The following is a 22,789-nucleotide window of genomic DNA, read 5'->3' as shown; positions in this document are numbered from 1 at the left end:
TTTCTGCATGATTACGCATCCGTAGAGACGGATAACGCCTGTTGAAGAATCTCTGTAAATTGAATAAGGTAGGTCTCATCTACTTCACTGAAGCGGTCTTTCACAGGACTGTCAATGTCGAGTACCCCAATGATCTGTCCATTGACCTTGAGCGGAATGACTATTTCAGATTGCGATGCGGCATCACACGCAATATGTCCAGGGAAAGCATGGACATCAGCGATACGCTGCACTTCACCTGTCGCAAACGCTGTACCGCAAACGCCTTTTCCAGAAGGGATGCGCACACATGCAGGCAGTCCGTTAAATGGACCAAGCACAAGCTCGCCGTCCTTTGCTAAATAAAACCCTGCCCAATTAACTTCAGGAAGTGAGTGATAGAGTAGCGCAGCTGCATTTGCCAAGTTGGCAATCAGATCAGGTTCACCATCTGTAATGGCTTCTACCTGTTTGACAAGCAATTGATAGTCTTTTGAAGGATCGCCAGACTGTTTTTCGACATGAAACATGAAAATCTCCTACTTTCTATCTTAAAAATACATAACTTGCGTTTCGCATGTGGGATTTGTCGAGCAATTGTAAAAGGAACTTCCGCCTTCATCTTGAAGTATGTACACATGAAGAGGGGTGAGCGGATGAAAACATCAACAACCGTGCAAACAAAAGACCGTATTATGGATGCTGCCATCAGACTTTTTAACCAAAAAGGATTTTCTGGAACCTCTGTCCGTGAGATTGCGAAGGAAGCGAATGTCAACGTTGCCCACATTTCTTATTACTTTCAAGGAAAAGGAGGGCTTCTTGAGCAGCTCGTATCCGATTTTTATGAAGGTTACATTCATATGATTGAATCACATCTTCATCACATGGAAACCCGTCACGCAAAAGAATGCTTACTACATGTGGTTTTTGATATTTTATCTTATCAGCACAAGCACCGTCAATTAACCCGTTTCGTTTATCGGGAGGTGACGATTGATTCGACACTCATCAGAGAAATCATGTCGACATATTTAACAAAAGAAAAGTATTTGTTTCAGCTTATCATTGAAAAAGGAAAAAGCACCCATGTTATTTGTGAGCAGCTTTCACTCGCATCCTTTATGATTCAGCTGAAATCACTTCTCATGATGCCATATTTACAGCCGCAATATTTAACAGAGGTGCTTTATTTGAACCCAAGTGAGCCGTATTTCTATCAAATGTACTTTAAAGAGCTGAGCCGCTCGCTTCATCATCTGTTAGAACCAAAAGAGCCGGCATTAGATTCTCATCTGAACCTCATGATGTCCTCGAATTGATCATACGCATATCCGAGATCTTCCGCTTGATGGGCATCAGAGCCGAATATGAGCGGAATTTTTTTCTTTTTGGCAAGGTCAATCATCCATGGATCTAAATAGATACTTCTGGCATATGTTTTACGAAGACCTGATGTATTAAAATCTAAGGACATGCCTTTTTTTGCCGTTTCTTCAAGGCAAAGGGTGACCTTTTGACAAAGTTCAGATGACATTTCATATGGAAAAAGCTGTTTAAATTTCTGGACAAGGGTGATATGACCGATTCTCTTTGGCTTATATTGGCCTAAAGATGATAGAATAGAAGAATGAATTTGGTCATAGTAGCTTTGGTAGACCTGTTCGATGCTGCCATAGATGCTTATTAGCTGCTGGAAGGCATGCTCGTCAAAATCAAGGCAAATATAATCATCGCCAGCAGGAAGAAAGTGTACAGATAAAATGGCGTCGTCTAGCTCTGGACCGTAGCAGTCTAAAAAGGTTCTAGTTTCCTCTTCATACTCTTTGATAAAGTCAACCTCAAGCCCAGTTTTTACTATTAATTGTCCTTTGTATTCTTGTTTCAGCTGAGCCAGTTTCGTGATATACGCTTCAAGGTCTTGGAGCTTCATGGCACTATCCTGCTCAGGTGTTGGATCTTGAAACGATGGAGGCAGCGGGGCATGCTCGGTAAAGGTTATGGAATCAAATCCCTTTTTGATGGCTTTTTCAATATAAGAATGAAAAGAATCAAGCGAACCGTGCGGGCAAAACGGTGTATGTAGATGTGCATCTTGTTTCAGCATGTCGTCACCTCTTGTCGATATTTTGAAAAACGTGATGTTTATCAGCGAAAATAATGAAAAATCATGACCAAAAATGCTGGTTACATGGTATCATAATAACAATGAAAACGACAGCTTCCGCATACATAAAAGCAGGTCACATTGATACGTGTGATCAATTGATAGAAAGCGCACAAATACTTTCTTGAAAAAACATACATAAAACCGTGAATGGATGGTATTGGAAAACATACGATCCTGCTTATAAAAAACAAATGCAAAGCGGACACGAAAGGGTTCTCAGGTCTACTCGGGACACTTTTACCCTGACATCACTTAGATCACAACAAGGGGGCTCATTATGGAGTTAATCATCGGTTTAATTGTCATTTTGCTTGCTTTGTTTTCAGTCGGTTATTTCCTGCGAAAAAATATATATAAAGAGATTGACCGATTGGAAGCATGGAAAATTGAAATTTTAAACAGATCAATTGTAGAAGAAATTTCAAAAATCAAACATTTAAAAATGACCGGAGAAACAGAGCAATTTTTTGAAAGATGGCGTGCAGAGTGGGACGATATCGTCACAGCCCATCTTCCAAAGGTAGAGGAGCTATTATATGATGCAGAAGAGTATTCTGATAAATATCGATTCTCCAAAGCCAAGCAGGTTCTTACGCACATTGAGGACTTGCTGAGTGCTGCTGATTCGAACATTGAAGACATTTTAAAAGAGATTGCAGACCTTGTCACAAGCGAGGAGCAAAATCGCAAGGACATTGAAAAGGTCAAAGAACAATATCAAACAGTTCGAAAAAATCTGCTTGCGTACAGCCATTTATACGGCACCCTTTATGACAAAATGGAGCAGGACTTAGATGAGGCCTGGGAAGGGATCAAGCAGTATGAGGAAGAGACAGAAAACGGAAACTATATGAAAGCAAGAAAGATTTTGCTTGAGCAAGACCGCAGACTCGATCAGCTTCAGCTGTATATCAATGATGTACCGAAGCTCATTGCAGACTGCAAACAAACCGTACCAGGCCAGCTGACGAAGCTGAAAGACGGATATAAAGAAATGACAGACAAAGGCTACAAGCTCGAGCACATCCAGATCACTAAAGAGCTTGAGAACTTAAACAAACAGCTGACCCGTGCGGAAAAACTGCTGATTGATGAACTCAATCTGGATGAAGCATCAAGCATTCTCCAAATGATTGATGATGCAATTCAGACGCTGTATGATCAGCTTGAAGCGGAAGTAGAAGCAGGGCAGGAAATCAAAAGCAAAATGCCTGAGCTGACGGAAGCATTTGAAAAACTCGAGCAGGATCACACGCAAACAAAGGCAGAAACAGCTCTTGTAAAAGAAAGCTACAAACTGACAGCCGGAGAGCTTGATCAACAGAAGGCGTTCGAAAAACGCTTAGAAGAAATTGAAAAGCTCATGAAACAAATTCGAGAGAAGCTTGATCGTGATCATGTCGCATATTCATTATTAATGGATGAAATCAATCAGCTCGAAACCTTTATCGATGATGCAAAAGCATTGCATGATACGTTTAAAGATCACCTTCAATCATTAAGAAAAGAAGAGCTGCAAGCGAGAGAAACACTGGCTGAGCTCAAAACGATGCTGACAGATACAGTGCGTCAGCTGCAAAAAAGCAATATTCCAGGTGTACCTGCTGACATGAAAGAGCAGGCTGAAAAAGCGCAGGAGATGATTCAGCAAGTGCACGAGCAGCTTGAGAACCTGCCGCTCAACATGCCAGCCGTGAATGAGCAATTAAAAGAAGCCTCTGACACAGTGAGACATGTTGTGGATGAGACGGAAGAAATGCTCACTAAAGTGGATCAAATTGAACGAATCATTCAATACGGTAATCGTTTTAGAAGCCAAAATCATATTCTTTCTGAACAATTAAAAGAGGCAGAGCGAAGATTTTATGCATACGATTATAACGGTTCATTTGATGTAGCAGCAGCTGCTGTTGAAAAAGCATCACCTGGAGCCGTTCAGAAGCTATTAGCTCAGCAGGAAAAAGAATATCAGCATCAATAAAAAAAGCTGAAGTCCATTGATAGGACTTCAGCTTTTTTGTATTATGACGCCTGTTTTTGGCGTTCTTCTGAAGTAGAAGAAGTGAAAAGTGAGATCAGGAATCCAATGGCGACTCCAAGTAACGCAGGGACAAGCCAGCCAATGCCAAGGTCATAAAAAGGCAATACTGTTTGGAAGAGGTCTTTTACTGGACCGATTGGAAGCTTTGCTGCTGCTAATCCGTCAAATAAGCTGACGCACCCTGTTAAAATTAACGAGAGGACATATACTGGTCTTCTATGTCCAAGCCATTTATCAGCAAGTGATAGAACGATGATCACAATTGCCAGAGGATAAATCGCTGTTAAGACTGGAACAGAGAAAGCAACGATATGAGCAAGTCCAAAGTTAGAAATGATGAAACTAAATAATGTAACAAGTGTCACGACCATTTTATAAGAAAGTTTAGGAAGTAACTTTGAGAAATACTCTCCGCATGATGTGACAAGACCGATACTTGTTGTTAAACAAGCGACTGTAATGGCAGCTCCTAACACAATATTTCCTAGACTTCCGAAAAGGAACTGAGAAGACTGAGCTAAGATTTTGCTTCCATCTCCAACGAATCCAATGGCATGTGTACTAGAAGCACCTAGATACGCAAGTGACAGGTAAACGAAGGTTAATCCAGCAGCTGCAATCAAACCTGCTTTGATACAAGCAGAAGCCAGGGCCTTTTTACTTGTCACACCGCGTCCTTTAATCGCGTTGATGACAACAATTCCAAATACAATAGAAGCAAGAGCATCCATCGTTTTATAGCCCTCTAAAAACCCTTTGAAAAACGATCCGTTGCTATAAGATACATCTGGTGTACCAATCACGCCCATTGGCGTCAAAATGGCTTTGACAATGATAATAAAAATGATCGTAAATTTAATCGGTGTTAATATTTTCCCTACACGATCCACGATTTTCGTTGGATTTAAAGCAAGGTAATACGTAATACCGAAAAAGACGAGTGTAAATAAAAGAAGGGACAGCCAAGCTGGTACACTTGATAAAAATGGTAATGCGCCAATCTCATACGAAACTGTTCCTGTACGCGGAATAGCGAAAAGCGGCCCAATGGATAAATATAAAATGACGGTGAATGCTGTTCCAAACACTGGATGAGCCTTATCCGCAAGTCCTTTTGCATCACGTCCTGTTAAAGCGATCGCAATAATACCTAGTAGAGGTAAACCGACACCTGTTAATAAAAATCCGCCCATTGCTCTCCATACATTTGTTCCAGCATATTGCCCAAGCTCTGGTGGATAAATCATATTTCCGGCGCCGAAGAATAAAGCAAATAACATAAAACCTATAATAACCGTATCTTTCGTCGACAATGTTGCCTTCATTGAATATAAAGCCTCCAATATTATGTTGAAATATTCTGTTAATTAGTTGTTAAAACCGTTCTTCATTAACATTCACTAATTATAAAGGATGTACGCCTGATGTCAACATGTGTTTTCATACAAAAGTCATGAATTTTTCTATTTTAGTATATGAAGAACATAAAAAAACATCCCCTTCTCCTATGGAAAGGGATGTTTTTTGTTTTGATGCTTGATTAAGCAAGCTGTTTAGGTGGACTCGTGAATAAAGAAATAAGAAGTCCAATAATAGCTCCAAGAACGGCAGGGATTGCCCAGCCGATCCCAAGTTTATATAAAGGAACAACAGCTTCTAAAAATTCAGGTAATCCGCCAAGAGGGATTTTCGCTGCCACGAGCCCATCAATCACAGCAAAGACACCTGTGAAAAGGAGTGAAGCGATATAAATGATTCGTCTTCCATTGATCCATCGATCAATAAAAGATAAGAGAATGATCACGATGGCTAACGGATAAATCGCAACAAGCACTGGAACAGAGAGCGAAATAATTTGTGCCAGTCCCAGGTTTGCTACAAATGTACTGAATAAAGATACAACTAAAACAACTGTACGATAAGAAAAGCGTGGAAATAGCGTAGAAAAATATTCTCCGCAGGATGAAACAAGTCCAATACTTGTGGTCAAACAAGCAAATAAAATCGCAGCCCCTAACACAATATTTCCAGCAGAACCAAATAAAAAGTTTGCCGCAAGCGAAAGGAGTTTTCCCCCATCATTTGCTCCGACCATACCTGTAGCCTCAGGACTTGATGCTCCGACATAAGCGAGTGATATGTACACAAGAGCTAGTCCAGCAGCTGCGACAAGCCCCGCTTTAATACAGGCTGCTGCAATCGATTTACGTTCTGTAATACCACGCTCTTTCACAGCCGTGACAACGACAATTCCGAAAACGATTGAAGCAAGAGCATCCATCGTTTTGTAGCCTTCTAAAAAGCCGGTAAACAGCGGGCTTCCTTCATAGGTTGGATGTGGACTGCCAATTCCACCCATTGGTGTTGCGATTGCTTTGATCACAATTAAAGCAATGACAGCGAGTAAAATTGGTGTTAAAATTTTACCGATTCGGTCAACAAGCTTCGATGGATTTAAAGCAAGAGCATAGGTAATGCCGAAAAAAGCAATTGAAAACAAGAATAATGGAATCCATGATTCAGACTGCGCTTCAGACAGAAACGGCGCCAGCCCAATCTCATAAGAAACCGTCCCAGTACGAGGGATTGCAAAGAAAGGTCCAATGGATAAATATAATATGACGGTGAAAATGGTACCGAATGTAGGATGAGCTTTATCAGCAAGCCCTTTTGCACCTGTTCCTGTCAAGGCAACGGCAATGATGCCTAGCAGGGGTAGTCCCACGCCTGTCAGTAAAAATCCACCGATCGCAAGCCATACGTTTTCACCTGCGTACTGTCCAAGTACAGGAGGGAATATCATATTGCCTGCGCCAAAAAAGAGTGCAAACAACATTAAGCCGATGGCTAATGTGTCTGTTTGACTTAACTTATTTTTCATAAGGTTATCCCCCTATTATTTTATTTTTCCGCCATGTTTAAATATTCTGTTAATTTAGGAAAAAATATGACAATGGCACTATGCATGATATAGTGAATTGATGAGGTTGTCAATATACCGCTTTATATTGAAATAAAAGGAATTCGGATCATATTAGTTAAACGCAAGAGGATAAGGAGTTTCGCAATGATGTATCTTGATAATAGTGCAACCACAAAACCGTACCCTGAAGTTATACAAGTATATCAGCAAGTGAGTGAGCGTTATTTTGGAAATCCATCTTCGCTTCATCAGCTCGGAATAGATGCAAGCCGGCTGTTAAATGAAACGAGAAAACAAATGCTTCACTACACGGGCTTAAAACAATATGAGATTATTTTTACTTCTGGTGCTACAGAAGCGAATAACATCGCCATTAAAGGTGCAGCACTTGCCAAAATGAATCGGGGCAAGCACATTGTGACGACAGCAATTGAGCATCCTTCTGTCATTGAATCGTTTGAACAGCTAAAGGCGTTATTTGGCTTTGACATCTCCTATATTCAAGTAAATGAGCAAGGCCATGCAGATATGACGCATTTAAAAGAAGTGCTTCGCCCTGATACAGTGCTTGTCAGCATGATGCACGTCAATAACGAAACGGGTGCCATCCAGCCGATTGAAGAAGCTGCTGGCATCATTCGTGAGCATGCCGAAAACGCGCTTTTTCATGTCGACGGGGTGCAGGGAATGTGCAAAGTAGCACTTAATAAACAGCTGGATGTAGATCTTTTGACGATGTCAGGTCATAAAATTCATGGCTTAAAAGGCACAGGCGCACTCTTTTTAAAGAAAGATGTCATTCTCGCCCCTTTCATTACAGGCGGAGAGCAGGAATTAGGGCTTCGTTCAGGTACTGAAAACCCTGCTGGAGCTGTCAGCTTGGCAAAAGCCATGAAACAATCATATGAACAGCTTGACAAGCATCACGATGAGATGCTGAACTTAAAAACGCAGCTGCAAAAACAGCTTGGAGACATAGAAGGTATTGTGATGAACACACCGAGGGCGCAAAGTGCGCCGCACATTGTGAATTTTTCAGTGCCGGGTATTCAAATTGAAGTCCTCCTCCATATGCTTGAAAAAGAAGGCATATATGTTTCTACAACCTCTGCCTGCTCAGCCAAGAAAAAAGAGCCAAGCCGTGTACTGCTGGCGATGGGAAAATCAGAGGAAGTGGCCAAAAGCAGTATGAGAATCAGCTTGACGTATGGACAAGGACCAGAGCTTGCATCGCAAATCATCACATCGATCACACAAAGTGTGAAAAAATTAAAAGGAATGAGATAACAGCATGAAATATGATCATATTTTAGTCCGTTTTGGTGAGATCTCAACAAAAGGGAAGAATAGAAAGAAATTCATTGAAAAACTAAGACAGCACATTCGGTTCGTCTTAAAGGATTTTGAAGCATTGAAGTATGCTTCTGATAGAGACCGTATCACGATTATGCTGAACGGAGAAGACCCTGAACCGATTTCAGAACAGCTCAAAAGTGTATTTGGCATTCAGAGCTTTAGTCTTGCGGTTAAATGTGAGACAAATCTAGATGCGATTAAAGATGCGGCACTAACAGCGGTACAGGAAGTGTATGAACAAGGGAATACATTTAAAGTGTCAACGAAACGTTCTTATAAACAATTTGAACTTGATTCAAATGAAATGAATCGCGAAATTGGCGGACATGTTCTAAGAAATACGGAAAACTTAACAGTCAATGTGAAACAGCCAGATGTGCATTTACGCATCGAAATCAGAGAGCAAGCCACGTACATTACATTTAAAGATGTCAAAGGTGCAGGCGGCCTGCCGGTTGGTTCTAGCGGAAGAGCGATGCTCATGCTTTCAGGCGGCTTTGACAGCCCAGTTGCCGGCTATCAAGCAATGAAACGCGGAATTCAAATTGAAGCTGTGCATTTCTTTAGCCCTCCGTATACAAGTGAACGTGCGAAACAAAAGGTGATTGATCTTGCAGAATGCCTAGCAGCATATGGAGGCGAAGTGAAGCTTCATATCGTACCTTTTACAAAAATTCAAGAGCTGATCCACAAACAAGTACCTGAAAACTATACGATGACATCAACAAGAAGAATGATGCTGAAAATAGCTGACAAAATAAGAGAAAAGCGTGATGCCCTTGCGATTATTACTGGTGAAAGCCTTGGGCAAGTGGCAAGTCAGACACTTGAAAGCATGTATGCCATTAATCATGTGACTAATACACCAATCATCCGCCCGCTCATAGCTGTCGATAAAAATGACATTATTGATGAAGCAAGAAGAATTGGCACATACGATACAAGCATTCAGCCTTTCGAGGATTGCTGTACGATCTTTACGCCGCCGTCCCCTAAAACAAAACCAAAGCTTGAGAAGGTAGAACGCTACGAAAGCTTTGCTGATTTCGAGCCGATGCTGGACGAGGCAGTAGAGCAAATTGAAACGATTATTGTGACAAATGAAAAGAAAACGGCAGATGAATTCGCTGATTTATTCTAAAACGAAAATTTCATAATAATTACCATAAAATCAATCGCATGAAGTCATGTGTTTCTACACATTCTATATTCACAAGGAGGTGAGAACACATGGCTCAACAAAACAGACAAAGCAGTTCTAACCAATTACTAGTACCAGGCGCTGCACAAGCTATCGACCAAATGAAGTACGAAATCGCTTCTGAATTTGGTGTAAACCTTGGTGCAGAAACTACATCTCGCGCTAACGGATCAGTTGGTGGAGAAATCACTAAGCGTCTTGTATCTTACGCTCAACAACATATGGGTGGCGGATCTTTCTAAGACACACAATTTAAAAGCTATGGCTTATGAGCGGGATGATTCCCGCTCTTTTCTTTTTGTACATATAAATAGTTAGAATATTTTTAAAAAAGAAGACGGATTTAAAAAATTATGGCATAATACTAGGAGTAGGTCCTAATTCAAGCATTTTTCAGTTATGAGTGTTAGAATAGGTAAATTGAAACATGTTTCGTTTCATAAGAAAGAGGCTAAAAGGAGCTGTACCATGAAAAGAGAAGACTTAATTGCACCAGAACAATATAACTTAGTAAGTGAGATTGAAGCGTTCAGTCATGACAAGGAGAAAATGGCCCTGCACTGGCAGGACGGTAATGGGCACGAAGCGCATGTAACATATGCAGCATTAGTAGAAGAGGCAAATAAAATTGGACATGTTTTATTAAATGCAGGCTTCAAAAAAGGCGATAAAATCATTGTGATGGTGCCGCGCATGCTCGAGGCATACAGCATTTATTTAGCGATTTTGAAAACAGGAATGGTCGTGATTCCTTGTTCTGAAATGCTGCGTGCGAAAGATTTAGATTACCGAATTGAACACGCAGAAGCAAAGGGAGCGATCGTTTACTCTTCATTCATTCAATCGTTCGACGGAACTAAAAAGCCGAACGATTTTAAAACATTCTCAATCGGTGAAAACGATCATGGCTGGACAAACATTCTAGCGCAAAAGGAAGAGCAATCAAACGAACTTGAATTGGCAGATACAAAACGCACAGACATGGCGTTTTTATCCTATACATCAGGTACAACAGGGAACCCAAAAGGGGTTGTTCATACACACGGATGGGCGTATGCACATTTACGCACAGCTGCCAAAGCATGGCTCTCCATTAATGAAGGAGATAAAGTATGGGCGACAGCAGGACCAGGCTGGCAAAAATGGGTGTGGAGCCCCCTCTTATCTGTGTTAGGAAGTGGAGCAGAAGGCTTTGTGTATGGAGGGAAATTCAATCCAAATACATACTTAGAGCTGCTTCAAAAAAATGAAATCAATGTCTTATGCTGTACACCGACAGAATATCGCTTTATGGCAAAAGTAGATGATTTGAGTCAGTACGCGCTGCCGAAGCTGCATAGTGCTGTTTCTGCGGGAGAGCCATTGAACCGTGAAGTCATTGATACATTCAAAAAGCATTTCGATATAGAAGTACGAGACGGCTATGGCCAAACTGAAAGCACACTGCTTGTAGGGGTGCTAAAAGGAATGGATATCAAGCCAGGAAGTATGGGAAAACCAACCCCTGGCAACGAAGTAGATATCATTGATGAGGATGGAAACGTCTGCGCACCTGGAGAAATTGGTGACATTGCGGTCCATCTCGAAACACCGGCTCTATTTAAGGAATATTACAAAGATGAAGAGCGTACAAAGGCGCAGCGCCGAGGAAATTACTTCATTACGGGTGACCGCGCGAAAAAAGACGAAGATGGGTACTTCTGGTTTGAAAGCCGCAGAGATGACATCATTGTCAGCTCAGGCTATACGATTGGACCGTTTGAAGTAGAAGATGCGCTGATCAAGCATTCAGCAGTGAAGGAATGTGCAGTTGTGGCGAGCCCAGATGAAATCAGAGGATCAATCGTGAAAGCATACGTCGTCCTTCGTGATGGAGTGGCGCAAAGTGATGAACTGATCAAAGAGTTGCAAACACATGTGAAAAACACAACAGCACCATACAAATACCCAAGAGAAATCGAATTCATTGACGAACTGCCAAAAACACCGTCAGCGAAAATTCGCCGTGTAGAGCTGAGAGAAAGAGAGCTTGCACGAAAAAGTAAATAATGAAAAAATGAGAAGCGTTTGGATGGAAGCATCCAGCGCTTTTTTTGTACGGAAAATGAAATTTGTTGAAAGCAGGCAAGGTGCTTTATGTTAAAATATGTAGGAATTTCTGAAAAAGGAGAATGTTAGTAGATGTCGATTGCGATCATTCATGGAATTGTACTTGCCTTTGGTCTCATTTTACCTTTGGGCGCACAAAATGTATTTGTATTTCAACAAGGAGCGCTGCAGCCTCGATTATATCGAGCAATGCCTGTCGTCATCACGGCTGCTCTTTGTGACACACTTTTAATTGCTTTAGCTGTCATAGGTGTTTCTGTTGTGGTGTTTACCATTCCAGTACTGCAAATTGGTCTTTATATCATTGGTTTTTGTTTTTTAGTTTATATGGGATGGTCCGTATGGAACACAAGCTCATCATCAGGTGATCAAGAGAAGCAGAAATTAATGCCTGCAAGAAAACAAATTGTATTTGCTTGTTCCGTTTCTCTTTTAAATCCCCACGCGATTCTCGATACGATTGGTGTCATTGGGACAAATTCGCTGCAATATAGCGGCGCAGAAAAGCTGGCATTCACACTTGCCTGTATCATCGTGTCCTGGTTATGGTTTATTGGTCTCGCCCTTTTAGGGAAGATGTTAGGGAAGTTAGATACAAACGGCAAATGGATGAACCGTATCAATAAAGCTTCCGCGGTCATGATCTGGCTGGTTGCGTTATATATTGCATATCAATTGATTGTATAAGGGTACATAGAGAATAAAACAAAGAAGCGTTTGGACGTAATGATCCAGCGCTTTTTTTGTGTATCGGTAAGACTTTTCAGCCAGTGTCATCATGATTCAGGGAGGAAGATCAGATTCAATTGCCTAGAGGAAATGATAAAGAATAGGTTATATGCTACATTATCAATAGTGGATTTTATTGGAAAAACAGTCTATTACATTTTTTCCTTTAAAAGGTTATGATTTTTACTAACTTTACTAAAGGAGTCTGTATGATGAAGATAAGAAAAATGTTTTGTATGTTTTTGTTCATATCACTTTTATTCGGACAATATCCTGTAGGTAACGCTGTTACCATAAAAGAGGACGAGCCTTTTGAAAAGATACAAAATGATAAAACAGCAGAAAAACTCATAAAAAAAGCAAAAAAAAGCTCTCAATTTTTACAGGCAAAAGAATTAGCCCAAAAGAAAGGTTATCTATTAAATGGAGAAAGTGCGGCGGTTCATATACACGCTGCTAAAACAGATGTTGTTTATTTTTATCTGAAAAAGAAGAAGTCAGATAATCAGCTGCTTAACAATGTTTCCTTCATTTCAGTTTCACTGAGTCAAATAAAAGCTCACTATATTCAACTTGCAGAATACGATGGGAAAGGGAATTTGCACTCATATTTTTTTCAAAATGGAAAATTGAAAAATAAGTTTCATATCAACCAAAAAGGGGAGTTTTTAAAAGGATCTTTTACCTATGGTGAAAATGGTGTAAAGCAAGATATGATGGAATTAAATAGAAAAATTGTTCAAATAGATGATTCGGAAATTCAAACGAGTTTTAATTGGAACAAGTTTTGGGACTGCTTAAAAAAGAAAAGCGGCCCTAATGAATCTCTTCCGTTACGTTCAATGGTTCTAGGAGCGTGTTATTATATTTGTTTTACTGGACCTGCTAGCTGTATTGCATGCGCAGTGATTAATGGAGGTATATCAGCGGGATTGGCCGGTTATTGTGTGAAAAAAGTTTGGTGAATAGGGGGGTTTTTAAAATGGCTCATAAAGAACAGCGTAAAGGAGTAGTTCTTGCTGTTTTAGATACGTTAACATTTGGTATACCAGTATTGCTATGGAATTTATATAAGAATACGAATACAACATTGAAATTAATGATCCCGATCATTCCGATTGTTGGTTTCATAACGTATCTTTTAGCATCCCTTCATTAATAAGATACAAAATCCTTAGCATGAGCGTAGCGCTCATGCTTTTTTCATTGGGTCATTTTTTAAAAATCGTTTGATTTAATAGACGGAGAGCTTGTACGATATCATCCATTTGTTCTATATCTGAGGAAGATAGGCTGTCTATTAGCATCCTTTCGATATGCTGAAAGGCCTCGTTCATACAGGTACGGCCTTTGTCAGAAAGCATAATGATATGCTTTCGTTTGTCAACACGGTCTTCTTCTCTATCAATGAATTGTTTTTCGTGCAGTTTTTTCAGTTCTCTGCTGACATTTGGAAGAGACATATGCTGACAGTCTGCGATGTCACTAGGGGTAAGCGGTTCGCTGACCGCTAGCTGCTCTAAAATTAAATATTGTAAGGCTGTTAATTCTGGTGGTTTGACTTTGCTCATCAGATCATGTTTTAGCTCTGAAAAAGTAGAAGCAAATGCGACGAATTCCTTGAAGAAATGTGGATGTTGCATGATGATCACCTCCTATGTAACATATCAAATTTATTATCAAAAAACAATTATCATTTGACAACTAATCGATTGGGGTATATCATTTTATTATCAAATGATAACTAAAGGAGAAAAAGATGAATGTACTCATTATTTATACTCACCCTCATCACAATAGTTTAAATGGTGCTTTTTTTAAAGAAATTGTTAGAGGCAGCGAAGAAAATCCAATCGTTCAAGAAGTGAAAATCATCGATTTATATCAAGAAAAATTTGATCCTGTACTTGTTTTTAATGAAGAGAAAAAGAGACGTGATATGCATAAAGATCCTGACATTCGCGAGTATCAGGATAAGATCAAGTGGGCGGATAAAATCGTGTTCGTTTATCCCATTTGGTGGGGGCGGCCGCCAGCTATGCTGCTTGGCTTTATTGACCGCATGTTTGCTGCGAATTTCGCTTATCGTCAAACAAGCGGTCTGTTGCCAGAAGGATTATTAAAAGGGAAAAGTGCCGTTAGTGTATCGACAATGCAAGGACCAACCAACTACCCTTTGTTCTTTTTACAAAATGCGCACAAGATGTTAATGAAACGAGCTCTCCTGCAATATGTCGGAATCAAACCTGTGAAGTTCTTTGAGTTTGGGATGATGGAAAGTCCAAAAGGGAAGCATGACATCAAATTAAAACGCACATACAACTATTTCAGAAACATCAGCTCTTAATATAGTTTGATAAGTCACTTTTCTTCTAATTTGATCCTGTTCTGTTTTAAAATGACATTGAGGCGGGGTCACTTATTCTCGTCATTTGAAAAGGGGGATATGGATGAAGAAAACATTGTTTAAAGATGCAGCACTCTTAACACTTGATCCATCTTTAGGTTTTCTTGAAAAGGGAGATTTATTAATTGAAGGGAAACACATTTTAGAAGTTGGACCTTCAATTGAAGTAAGTGATGCAGACATTGTTGATGCATCTAATATGGTCATTATGCCTGGTCTTGTAGATACACATCGGCATGTGTGGCAGTCTGTCATCCGGGGCATAGGGACAGATTGGTCTTTGCAGACATATTTAAGCAAAATCTATTATGGCAACTATGGAGCAATGAGACGCCCATCCGACGATCGAATCGCCAATTATTTAGGGGCATTAGAGGCTTTAGATGCAGGTGTGACCACGTTTTTAGATTGGACGATGATCAATTCAATGGAGCATACAGAAGAGCTCATTGGAGGATTAAAAGATGCGGGTATACGAGCTGTTTTTGCTTTTGGTTCCTCTGGAGATGCTGAATATTGGGATAGAGAGAGTACGCTCACCAATATGGAGGACGCAGCACGTGTGAAAAAAGCGCATTTTCAATCATCAGATCAGCTTTTAACAATGGGACTTGCGATTCGTGGTCCAGAGTTTTCTTCATGGGAGACGTCGGTATTTGAAATTGAAACAGCCCGGTCTCTAGATGCTCTATGCAGTATGCACATCGGATTTGGAAATTGGGGAGCGGAGGATCGATCGATTGAGCGGCTTCACAAAGCAGGGCTGCTTGGACCGGATTTGAACATGGTGCATATTAACGCAATCGATGCGGATCAAATGAAGATGCTGGCAGACAGCGGAAGCTCCATCTCCATTACCCCTGAAATTGAAATGATGATGGGTCACGGTTATCCTGTTACAGGACTTGCGATTGAACAAGGCGTTCTTCCAACGCTCGGTGTAGACGTAGTGACAGCGACAGGAGGAGATTTGTTTGCTCAAATGAAATTCGGGCTTCAGGCAGAGCGCGCGATCCAAAATCAATCGTTGTTAATGGATGGGATCATGCCGGGACCTGAACTTGGGCTGTCAGCTCATCAAATGCTTGAGGCTACGACGATCAATGGCGCTCGTGCATTACAGCTTGATCATAAAATTGGGTCGCTTACACCTGGGAAAGAAGCGGATTTTATTTTGATCGATCGGACAAGCATGAATCTTCTTCCGATGACAGATCCGGCTGGAGCGGTTGTCCAAACGGCACATCCTTCAAATGTTGATTCTGTTTATGTTGCTGGAAAAGCAGTGAAACAAAACGGAAAGCTAGTCGGTGTGAACCTAGAAGAGGTCAAACGAAAAGCTTATGCGGCAAGAGACCATATTTTATCACACAAGTTTGAATCAACACCTTCATAAATAAAATAACCCCATAGGCGTTGCCTATGGGGAATTGATTACAAGGAATCCTTAATGACCTTTTTATAATATTGGACAGATAGGAATCCGAAGATAGAATAGAGGACAGTGTAAATCGACATAACGATGAGCATTGGAGTCCACAATTCTCCGCCGAATAAAAACCAGCCTGATTGTACAGCAAAGTAGCTGTGCAGCAATCCGACGATGAGCGGAATCCCAAAGTTAAACAGCTGTTTAAGCCGGATGCCTTTTAATAGGTCCTTCTCAGTAAAACCAAGCTTACGCAAGATCGTATAGGAGCTTTGTTCCTCTTCACTTTCATTCATTTGTTTAAAGTATAAAATACAGCCAGATGTGACAAGGAAGCTAAGGCCTAAAAACCCGACCACAAACATCATCAGTCCTATTGTTTGTTTTTGCTGCTGAGCTGAAGCTAATTGAGACATGCTGTTGTCACTTAGTTTTAAAGATGTAAACACGCTATTTGCTTGTTCAAGATTTTTATCATCTTTTATATTGACTGAGATATATTGGCTATTTTCAAGCTGTAGCTTTGGATCTTTTTGTTGATCGAGCTGCTCAAAAACATCTTGACTCACGACGGCAACAGGTAGACCGCCAAAAGTGAAGTTGTAAGAAATGAGATAATCTTTCTTCATATCTATGACTTTCAAATCAAGCGGTTTCTTAATGAGAAGCTTCACATCGCCTGAGCTTTGAATCGGCATGACTTTCTTTAATAGATCACTGTAGCCGCTTAAAATAACTTCGTTGTTCTCCACATGAAAATTTGGTGCATTTTTCTCACTGATCACAGGCAGTGTCAATACGCCTGGATCATTCTTCATATTTTTCACCTCTGAATCCACTATTTTTTTCGCATCAAATTTCGCTTGAATCACTTTGAACTGCCTTTGATCATAAGCAATATGTTTGTCAGAAAGTGCACGAGTGAAGGTTGCTGCTTCTTTTTCTGAGCCCATGGCGAAATGAGCTGGAATCATCTGCTCAGCGGTTTTTTCTGCTGAGTAATAGGAAATGTAGCTAAGAGCCAGCAAACCGATGGCAAGTGCAGATACGGTTGTAATAATCGTTAAAAGCAGTGCATTTGATTTTAGCCGGAACATAATGGATGACAGAGATAATACTTCATGAATGGCGAGATAGCCATTTTTTCTTTTACGTACAATATTGGCAATGAAAGAAACAGAGCCTTTGTAAAAAAGAAAGGTACCGATGATAACAGAGGCTAGAATATAAATCATGGCTAAAAGTAACTCAAACATGGACGTATATGAGCCGGTAAAAAGCTTAGAAGAAATATAATAGCCTGAGCTGATCAAGACAATACCGAACACTCCAATGATGATTTCAAACACAGAGATCTTTTTCACACGCTGTTCTGTCGAAGACGTTGTTCTAAACAAAGATAAAATCGTTTGTTTATTAATAAAACGTCTATTTCTCAGCATAATCAATCCATAGATAATAAAAAAGACAATGAGTGTTTGCAGAAGGGCCATGCCCGAAAAATGCAGATTGGCGATGGCATTAACACCAGTCACTTTAAATAACACCATCAGCATCAGCTTTGAACCGATAAAGCCTGCAATGATGCCGATAGTCATGGCTGTCATGTATAGAATAAAGTTCTCCGCATTGAGCAGTCTGGAAATTTTTTGTTTCGTCATACCAATGAGCTGCAGGAGACCTATTTCTTTTCCTCTGCGCTTAATAAAAATGCTATTCGCATATAGCAGGAAAATACCGACGATGGCTATAAGCAGAACCGAAGCGGCTTTAATAGAAGCACCGCCTTTAATGGAGCCTTTTACATCATCAAGTGCTGGTGAGTACTGCAAGGTGACAAAGGAAAAATAGAGCGCGACACTAAACACGAGAGCAAACACATATAAATAGTAATTCTTCAAATTTTTCTTCAAGTTACGGAAGATGAGCTGATTAATGTTCATGCTTCACACCGCCTAAGACACCTTGCGTTTTCATAATATCCTCGAAAAACATTTTTCTTTCTAAAGCGCCTTTATTCAACTGTGTATAAATCTGTCCATCCTTGATAAAAATGACGCGGCTTGAATAGCTGGCTGCGACAGGATCATGTGTCACCATCACAATGGTCGCTTTTCGTTTACGATTGAAATCTTGCAGCTTGTTAAGCAAGTCAGATGCAGATTTGGAATCAAGTGCTCCGGTAGGTTCATCAGCGAAAATAAGACTTGGTTCATGAATGAAGGCACGAACCGCCGATGTCCGTTGCTTTTGTCCGCCAGAGAGTTCATTCGGGTATTTGTCTCTTAGTTCAAAAATCCCCATGTCTTCTGCGAGCTGTTGAAAACGTTCAAAAGCTTCTTTTTTTGGCGTTTTGGAGATGGATAAAGGCAAAAGGATGTTTTCTTTGACTGTGAGTGTATCAAGTAAATTATAATCCTGAAAAACAAAGCCAAGCTGCTTTTTTCTAAATTCCGCAAGCTGCTGATCCTTCATTTGCGTCATCTCAGCATCTGCAATACGAATGGATCCGCTGGACACATGATCGATAGACGACAATACGTTCAGAAGGGTTGTTTTCCCCGAGCCTGATGGCCCCATGATACTGACAAATTCCCCGGCTTCAATGGTTAAATCAATACCACTCAGCACCTCTTGTTTATTGAATTTATTTCCGTAGCTTTTATAAATTTTACGAGCTTCTAAAATGTTCATTTGCTGAACCCCTTTTTCTTTTAATTGATAACTCTAGTATAAAAAGAAGCCTGCCAGACGTCCTTCGATTTGGCGAACAAAACAGACGAGCATGTGACATTGTTGTCACATGCTTGTTTTTTAAACAAATTGTATGTAAACAAGTTTCTTATTAGGGTGAGTTTTCTTTCCCCATTTATTTTATCTGTTTTTCACTCTTATGGATCAATCTTCTCTGATTTTTCATGTCAGGGTGGTGTTTTGAAGCTTTACATGGCCATTTTATTCATGTATGATATGCATATTAAATAAATGCATAGTAAATCTATGTATTGGAGGTAACTAAGAATGAAAGTGAGTAAAGAGCTTCTAAAGGGAAGTACAGCTACCCTTATTTTAAGCTTATTAAATGAAAGACCGATGTATGGATATGAAATGATTAAAGAATTAGAGACGAAATCGGAAGGGATTTTCAGCTTTAAAGAAGGAACAATCTATCCTATTTTGCACAATTTGGAGGGGAAAGAATTCATTGTCTCTTATTGGGGCGAAGGGAATGGCAACCGGAAAAGAAAGTATTACAAAATAAATGAACAAGGGAAAGCATTGGTACAGGAAAAGAAAGAAGAATGGAACGTATTCAAACAAGCAGTTGATGGCGTTTTGAACGGAGAGAAAATCGCATGGGATTAGATAAAAAGTTCGAGAAGTATGTCAAAAGTGTATGTAAACGAATTAAAAATAAAGATGTTCATTCGAATATAAAGCTTGAGCTGATGGATCATCTATACACGCTAAAAGAGGAAGCAATGAATGCTGGGATGTCTGAAGAAGAGGCGGTAGAGCAAGCGTTGGACCAAATTGGTGATGCGGAAATTCTCGGAACGCAGCTTCACGAAACACATAAAGTCCAAATCGATTTTAAGATGATTCTTCTAGTGCTAGCCACTTGTTCTTGCGGGCTGCTTGTGATGTACTTTTTACAGTTTCATTCAGATTTTACAAATCTTCAAAACATGAACATTTTTTATAAAAGCCTTGCCTTTTATCTGGTAGGTTTAGTGCTTATGTTTGGTTTGTTTTCCTTCGATTATCGGCGCTTATTGAAATACTCTTGGCATTTATACATTGGGACACTCGGAATGCTGATTTTTTCGATGATGTTCGGGTCAAGAGTGAACGGTATTCTTTTTTTAAGAATACGTGATGTATCAATAAATTTGACTGAGATTGTGCCTTTTCTTCTAGCTATTTCTTTAGCAGGTATCTTTCACAATTGGAATTGGGAGAATGCGTACAGAGCTTGGCTTGGAGTAGGGATGATGGCTTTACCGATTATTTTAATCAGTACGATTGGTTTTCTTCCTGCGACCGTTATCTGTCTGGTCATGTGCTTAACCGTGATGTATGTGTCTAGCGCAAATTATAAGCAAATCATTCTGCTGACGGCAACAGGCGTGTTATATCTAATGTTTGAAGTGTTTTCTCTTTTTCAAGCAGATAGACACCGTTCCTTTTTCAAAGTTCATGAATTCAGCTCAAACGGGCTTCAGATCACACCTTATGCCATGTCTGAGGTTCACACGGATTGGATGTTTACATATATCATTTATTCATTTGGCTGGTTGGCAGGGCTCATTGCGCTCCTGTTGTTTGTCATCTTTATTCACAGAGTATTTCGTACAGCAAAACGAGTGAAAATGGCTTATGGCAAAATGGTCATGACAGGTTTAGCGGCTGTGTTTGCAGCAAAATATCTGTTAAGCATTTTCACAAACTTTGGCTTGCTGCCATTACCTGGAGTGTCTATACCTTTCATGAGCTATGGAGGTTCACATATTCTTCTAGAAATGATGGCTGTTGGGCTGATCTTAAGTATTTATAGACGGAGACAGATAGGAGATGTTTTTCGCAAAGAAGCGGGAAGTATTTCCTAAGTAAGCCACCTCAATCTCTTCGCGCAAGTTTTGACAGCCGCGAAGAGATTGCGATTGCTTTTTACATGCTCGCAATATGAACAAAATCATTCTTTTTCGGAAAGGTGAAGGTGAAGGTTGTACCTTGATCTATCGTGGAGCTGACCTCGATCGTGATATGAAGAGCGTCTGCTCCTTTTTTCGTTAAATAGAGCCCCATTCCTGTTGAGGCGGTGTCATTGTGATGTCTTGTCGAGGTAAAGCCTTTTTCAAAAATACGAGAGATGTCTCTTGAATCAATTCCTCTGCCTTGATCTGTGATCGTCAGCATGACTTGGTCATTAATTTGCTTGCTTTCAATGACAATATCGGATGAATGGCTGTATTTGACTGCATTTGTGAGTACCTGTCTGATCATAAAGGATAACCATTTTATATCACTTAATACGGTCCGTTCCCCCAGCGCCAGCTCAAAGCCGATTCCTTTTTGCATGCACCATGATTGGAGCGCTTTGATTTCCTTTGCGATGATGCTTTGCAGGTCCAGCTTTTCAATGAATAAATCATTTTCGATATGACGTACTCTGCTTTGGTGCAGCTGGGCATCAAGTAATAAATGTATTCTGAGCCACTCGTATGTCATATTGGATTTCAGCTGCTGATCTGTTAAGCGGTCAATCATTAAGCGCATCGCTGTAAGGGGGGTTTTGACCTCATGTATCCAAGAGAGCAATTCATCTTTTTCTTCTTCAAGAGCGATTTTCTGCTCTGCTGCCATTCGCCGGTAGCGTGCAATTTGCTCTGACGTCGCATCATGGATGAGCTGTTCAAATGGGGAAGAGGGGGTTAGCCGCATTTGATGTCCAATGTCATCATCCCATTCTTTCAACCTCTCATAATAAGCCGTTTCTTTTCGGTATCGAAAAAAGAGAAAGACAATCATGAGAAACGTAGATAATAGCACAATATAGAAAAGAGAAGCGATGGGAATGGTCGTATCCAAATAAGCAACAAATAGAATGAGGAGCTGCAAACTAAGAAAGAAAAGAATCCAGCTTCTTCGTTCTTTTAGAAATGCCTGCAGCATCATTGATCATCCTTTTCTTTTGCAAGATAGCCTTGACCCACTTTTGTCTCAATGAAGGCGCCAAGGGAGATCTCGTCTAGTTTTTTTCTGAGCCGGTTGACGTTTACAGTCAGTGTATTGTCACTGACAAACCGTTCATCCTCCCACAATGCTTGAATGAGTGATTCCCGGCTGACGATATGATTTTTATGCTGAATCAATTCCTTGAGAATAAATAACTCATTTTTTGTTAATTCAACCTCACCGTGATCATTTGTAACGGTGTTTTTTTCTAGGTCAATGGCAGCGCCGCACCACACCTTTAGGCTGGCCGGCTCTGCATTATAATCATGCACGCGGCGAAGAACAGCATTAATTTTGGCAATGAGCACGTCAAAGTGGAAGGGCTTTTGCACAAAATCATCGGCTCCGAGCTGCATCGACATGACCATATCAGCAGGGTGGTCTCTTGAGGAGAGGAAGATGATTGGAACATTTGAATGATGCCGAATCATCCGGCACCAGTGAAAGCCATCGTATTTTGGCAGCTGTATATCAATAATGACGAGATCAGGCTGGACAGATGTGAATTCCTGCAGCACCTGATGAAAATCTTGAATCCCATAAACATCATAGGACCAGTTGACTAGACGTTCTTTGATTTCTTGGAAGAGGGTTGTATCATCTTCAATTAGTAAAATCTTAAACAAAATCAGCACCACACTTTTTGTATTCACTTGTTGTCATTGTAGCGGAAAAAGGACCATGCCGCTAGAAGTAGACAAGAAAA

At 40.3% G+C, this 22,789-nt stretch carries 22 protein-coding genes; 13 read left to right on the top strand and 9 right to left on the bottom strand.

The window, feature by feature from the left end; all coding sequences use genetic code 11:
• Nucleotides 1-11: 11 nt before the first annotated feature.
• Complete coding sequence (locus OIT90_RS09495; protein WP_025092283.1) at nt 12-509, bottom strand: GAF domain-containing protein; 498 nt, start codon at nt 507-509, stop codon at nt 12-14.
• A gap of 126 nt (nt 510-635) precedes the next feature.
• On the opposite strand from OIT90_RS09495, the gene refZ reads away from it, so the two are divergent.
• The gene (gene refZ, locus OIT90_RS09490; RefSeq protein ID WP_034624245.1) at nt 636-1,301 is read left to right on the top strand and encodes a forespore capture DNA-binding protein RefZ; all 666 of its coding nucleotides are present in this window, start codon (nt 636-638) and stop codon (nt 1,299-1,301) included.
• On the opposite strand, the gene hisJ is transcribed toward refZ, so the two are convergent.
• The gene (hisJ, locus tag OIT90_RS09485) at nt 1,271-2,086 is read right to left on the bottom strand and encodes a histidinol-phosphatase HisJ (protein ID WP_064497819.1); all 816 of its coding nucleotides are present in this window, start codon (nt 2,084-2,086) and stop codon (nt 1,271-1,273) included. The two genes, refZ and hisJ, sit on opposite strands and share 31 nt — an antisense overlap.
• Before the next feature lie 340 nt (nt 2,087-2,426).
• Here hisJ and ezrA point away from each other — a divergent pair, with 340 nt between their 5' ends.
• Complete coding sequence (ezrA, locus tag OIT90_RS09480) at nt 2,427-4,130, top strand: septation ring formation regulator EzrA (RefSeq protein ID WP_064497820.1); 1,704 nt, start codon at nt 2,427-2,429, stop codon at nt 4,128-4,130.
• Nucleotides 4,131-4,171: 41 nt separating this feature from the next.
• Here ezrA and brnQ (OIT90_RS09475) read toward each other — a convergent pair whose 3' ends face one another.
• Nucleotides 4,172-5,515, bottom strand: a complete 1,344-nt coding sequence (brnQ, locus tag OIT90_RS09475; protein WP_474892474.1) for a branched-chain amino acid transport system II carrier protein — start codon at nt 5,513-5,515, stop codon at nt 4,172-4,174.
• Between the two features lie 215 nt (nt 5,516-5,730).
• Nucleotides 5,731-7,071: a branched-chain amino acid transport system II carrier protein gene (brnQ, locus tag OIT90_RS09470; RefSeq protein ID WP_039180644.1), complete on the bottom strand. Its 1,341-nt coding sequence runs from the start codon at nt 7,069-7,071 to the stop codon at nt 5,731-5,733.
• A 186-nt stretch (nt 7,072-7,257) separates the two neighbouring features.
• On the opposite strand from brnQ (OIT90_RS09470), the gene OIT90_RS09465 reads away from it, so the two are divergent.
• The 7 genes from OIT90_RS09465 to OIT90_RS09435 all read left to right on the top strand — a co-directional run bounded on the left by OIT90_RS09465 (nt 7,258) and on the right by OIT90_RS09435 (nt 13,667).
• Nucleotides 7,258-8,400 (top strand): cysteine desulfurase family protein, encoded by a 1,143-nt coding sequence (locus OIT90_RS09465; RefSeq protein WP_474892473.1) that lies wholly within the window; start codon nt 7,258-7,260, stop codon nt 8,398-8,400.
• Between the two features lie 4 nt (nt 8,401-8,404).
• Nucleotides 8,405-9,610 carry a tRNA uracil 4-sulfurtransferase ThiI gene (gene thiI, locus OIT90_RS09460; protein ID WP_039180639.1) on the top strand — a complete coding sequence of 402 codons (1,206 nt, stop codon included), beginning with the start codon at nt 8,405-8,407 and terminating at the stop codon, nt 9,608-9,610.
• 89 nt (nt 9,611-9,699) lie between these two features.
• The gene (locus OIT90_RS09455) at nt 9,700-9,912 is read left to right on the top strand and encodes an alpha/beta-type small acid-soluble spore protein (protein ID WP_024424829.1); all 213 of its coding nucleotides are present in this window, start codon (nt 9,700-9,702) and stop codon (nt 9,910-9,912) included.
• 226 nt (nt 9,913-10,138) lie between these two features.
• Complete coding sequence (gene mbcS, locus OIT90_RS09450; protein WP_059374794.1) at nt 10,139-11,719, top strand: acyl-CoA synthetase MbcS; 1,581 nt, start codon at nt 10,139-10,141, stop codon at nt 11,717-11,719.
• A gap of 132 nt (nt 11,720-11,851) precedes the next feature.
• Complete coding sequence (locus OIT90_RS09445) at nt 11,852-12,466, top strand: LysE/ArgO family amino acid transporter (protein WP_039180635.1); 615 nt, start codon at nt 11,852-11,854, stop codon at nt 12,464-12,466.
• A 254-nt stretch (nt 12,467-12,720) separates the two neighbouring features.
• Entirely contained in the window at nt 12,721-13,473 is a 753-nt protein-coding gene (locus OIT90_RS09440; protein WP_039180634.1) for a hypothetical protein, read from the top strand.
• A 17-nt stretch (nt 13,474-13,490) separates the two neighbouring features.
• On the top strand, nt 13,491-13,667 hold the full coding sequence (locus OIT90_RS09435) for a hypothetical protein (protein WP_180272423.1): 177 nt from the start codon (nt 13,491-13,493) through the stop codon (nt 13,665-13,667).
• Nucleotides 13,668-13,719: 52 nt separating this feature from the next.
• Here the strand turns inward: OIT90_RS09435 and OIT90_RS09430 are convergent, their stop codons facing one another.
• On the bottom strand, nt 13,720-14,151 hold the full coding sequence (locus OIT90_RS09430) for a MarR family winged helix-turn-helix transcriptional regulator (RefSeq protein WP_059374791.1): 432 nt from the start codon (nt 14,149-14,151) through the stop codon (nt 13,720-13,722).
• 116 nt (nt 14,152-14,267) lie between these two features.
• Here OIT90_RS09430 and OIT90_RS09425 point away from each other — a divergent pair, with 116 nt between their 5' ends.
• Nucleotides 14,268-14,855 carry an NAD(P)H-dependent oxidoreductase gene (locus OIT90_RS09425; protein ID WP_474892472.1) on the top strand — a complete coding sequence of 196 codons (588 nt, stop codon included), beginning with the start codon at nt 14,268-14,270 and terminating at the stop codon, nt 14,853-14,855.
• A gap of 103 nt (nt 14,856-14,958) precedes the next feature.
• Nucleotides 14,959-16,311: an amidohydrolase family protein gene (locus tag OIT90_RS09420; RefSeq protein WP_268502740.1), complete on the top strand. Its 1,353-nt coding sequence runs from the start codon at nt 14,959-14,961 to the stop codon at nt 16,309-16,311.
• A 38-nt stretch (nt 16,312-16,349) separates the two neighbouring features.
• Here the strand turns inward: OIT90_RS09420 and OIT90_RS09415 are convergent, their stop codons facing one another.
• Together OIT90_RS09415 and OIT90_RS09410 are read right to left on the bottom strand one after the other, a co-directional pair.
• Nucleotides 16,350-18,287 carry an ABC transporter permease gene (locus OIT90_RS09415; RefSeq protein WP_327842252.1) on the bottom strand — a complete coding sequence of 646 codons (1,938 nt, stop codon included), beginning with the start codon at nt 18,285-18,287 and terminating at the stop codon, nt 16,350-16,352.
• Nucleotides 18,277-19,038, bottom strand: coding sequence for an ABC transporter ATP-binding protein (locus tag OIT90_RS09410; RefSeq protein ID WP_474892471.1), 762 nt, complete (start codon nt 19,036-19,038; stop codon nt 18,277-18,279). Before OIT90_RS09410 ends, OIT90_RS09415 begins: the two co-directional genes overlap by 11 nt.
• 327 nt (nt 19,039-19,365) lie before the next feature.
• Between OIT90_RS09410 and OIT90_RS09405 the strand changes: the two genes are divergently transcribed.
• Together OIT90_RS09405 and OIT90_RS09400 are read left to right on the top strand one after the other, a co-directional pair.
• Complete coding sequence (locus OIT90_RS09405) at nt 19,366-19,710, top strand: PadR family transcriptional regulator (RefSeq protein ID WP_474892470.1); 345 nt, start codon at nt 19,366-19,368, stop codon at nt 19,708-19,710.
• Nucleotides 19,701-20,954, top strand: a complete 1,254-nt coding sequence (locus tag OIT90_RS09400; protein WP_474892469.1) for an FtsW/RodA/SpoVE family cell cycle protein — start codon at nt 19,701-19,703, stop codon at nt 20,952-20,954. Before OIT90_RS09405 ends, OIT90_RS09400 begins: the two co-directional genes overlap by 10 nt.
• 61 nt (nt 20,955-21,015) lie before the next feature.
• Here OIT90_RS09400 and OIT90_RS09395 read toward each other — a convergent pair whose 3' ends face one another.
• Together OIT90_RS09395 and OIT90_RS09390 are read right to left on the bottom strand one after the other, a co-directional pair.
• Nucleotides 21,016-22,020: a sensor histidine kinase gene (locus OIT90_RS09395; RefSeq protein ID WP_185847107.1), complete on the bottom strand. Its 1,005-nt coding sequence runs from the start codon at nt 22,018-22,020 to the stop codon at nt 21,016-21,018.
• The gene (locus OIT90_RS09390; protein ID WP_047203767.1) at nt 22,020-22,709 is read right to left on the bottom strand and encodes a response regulator transcription factor; all 690 of its coding nucleotides are present in this window, start codon (nt 22,707-22,709) and stop codon (nt 22,020-22,022) included. The genes OIT90_RS09395 and OIT90_RS09390 overlap by 1 nt, the downstream gene beginning before the upstream one ends.
• Nucleotides 22,710-22,789: the final 80 nt, after the last annotated feature.

It is taken from the genome of Bacillus sp. ABR (assembly GCF_056172715.1).
This window is presented reverse-complemented; position numbering and strand designations above follow the sequence as displayed.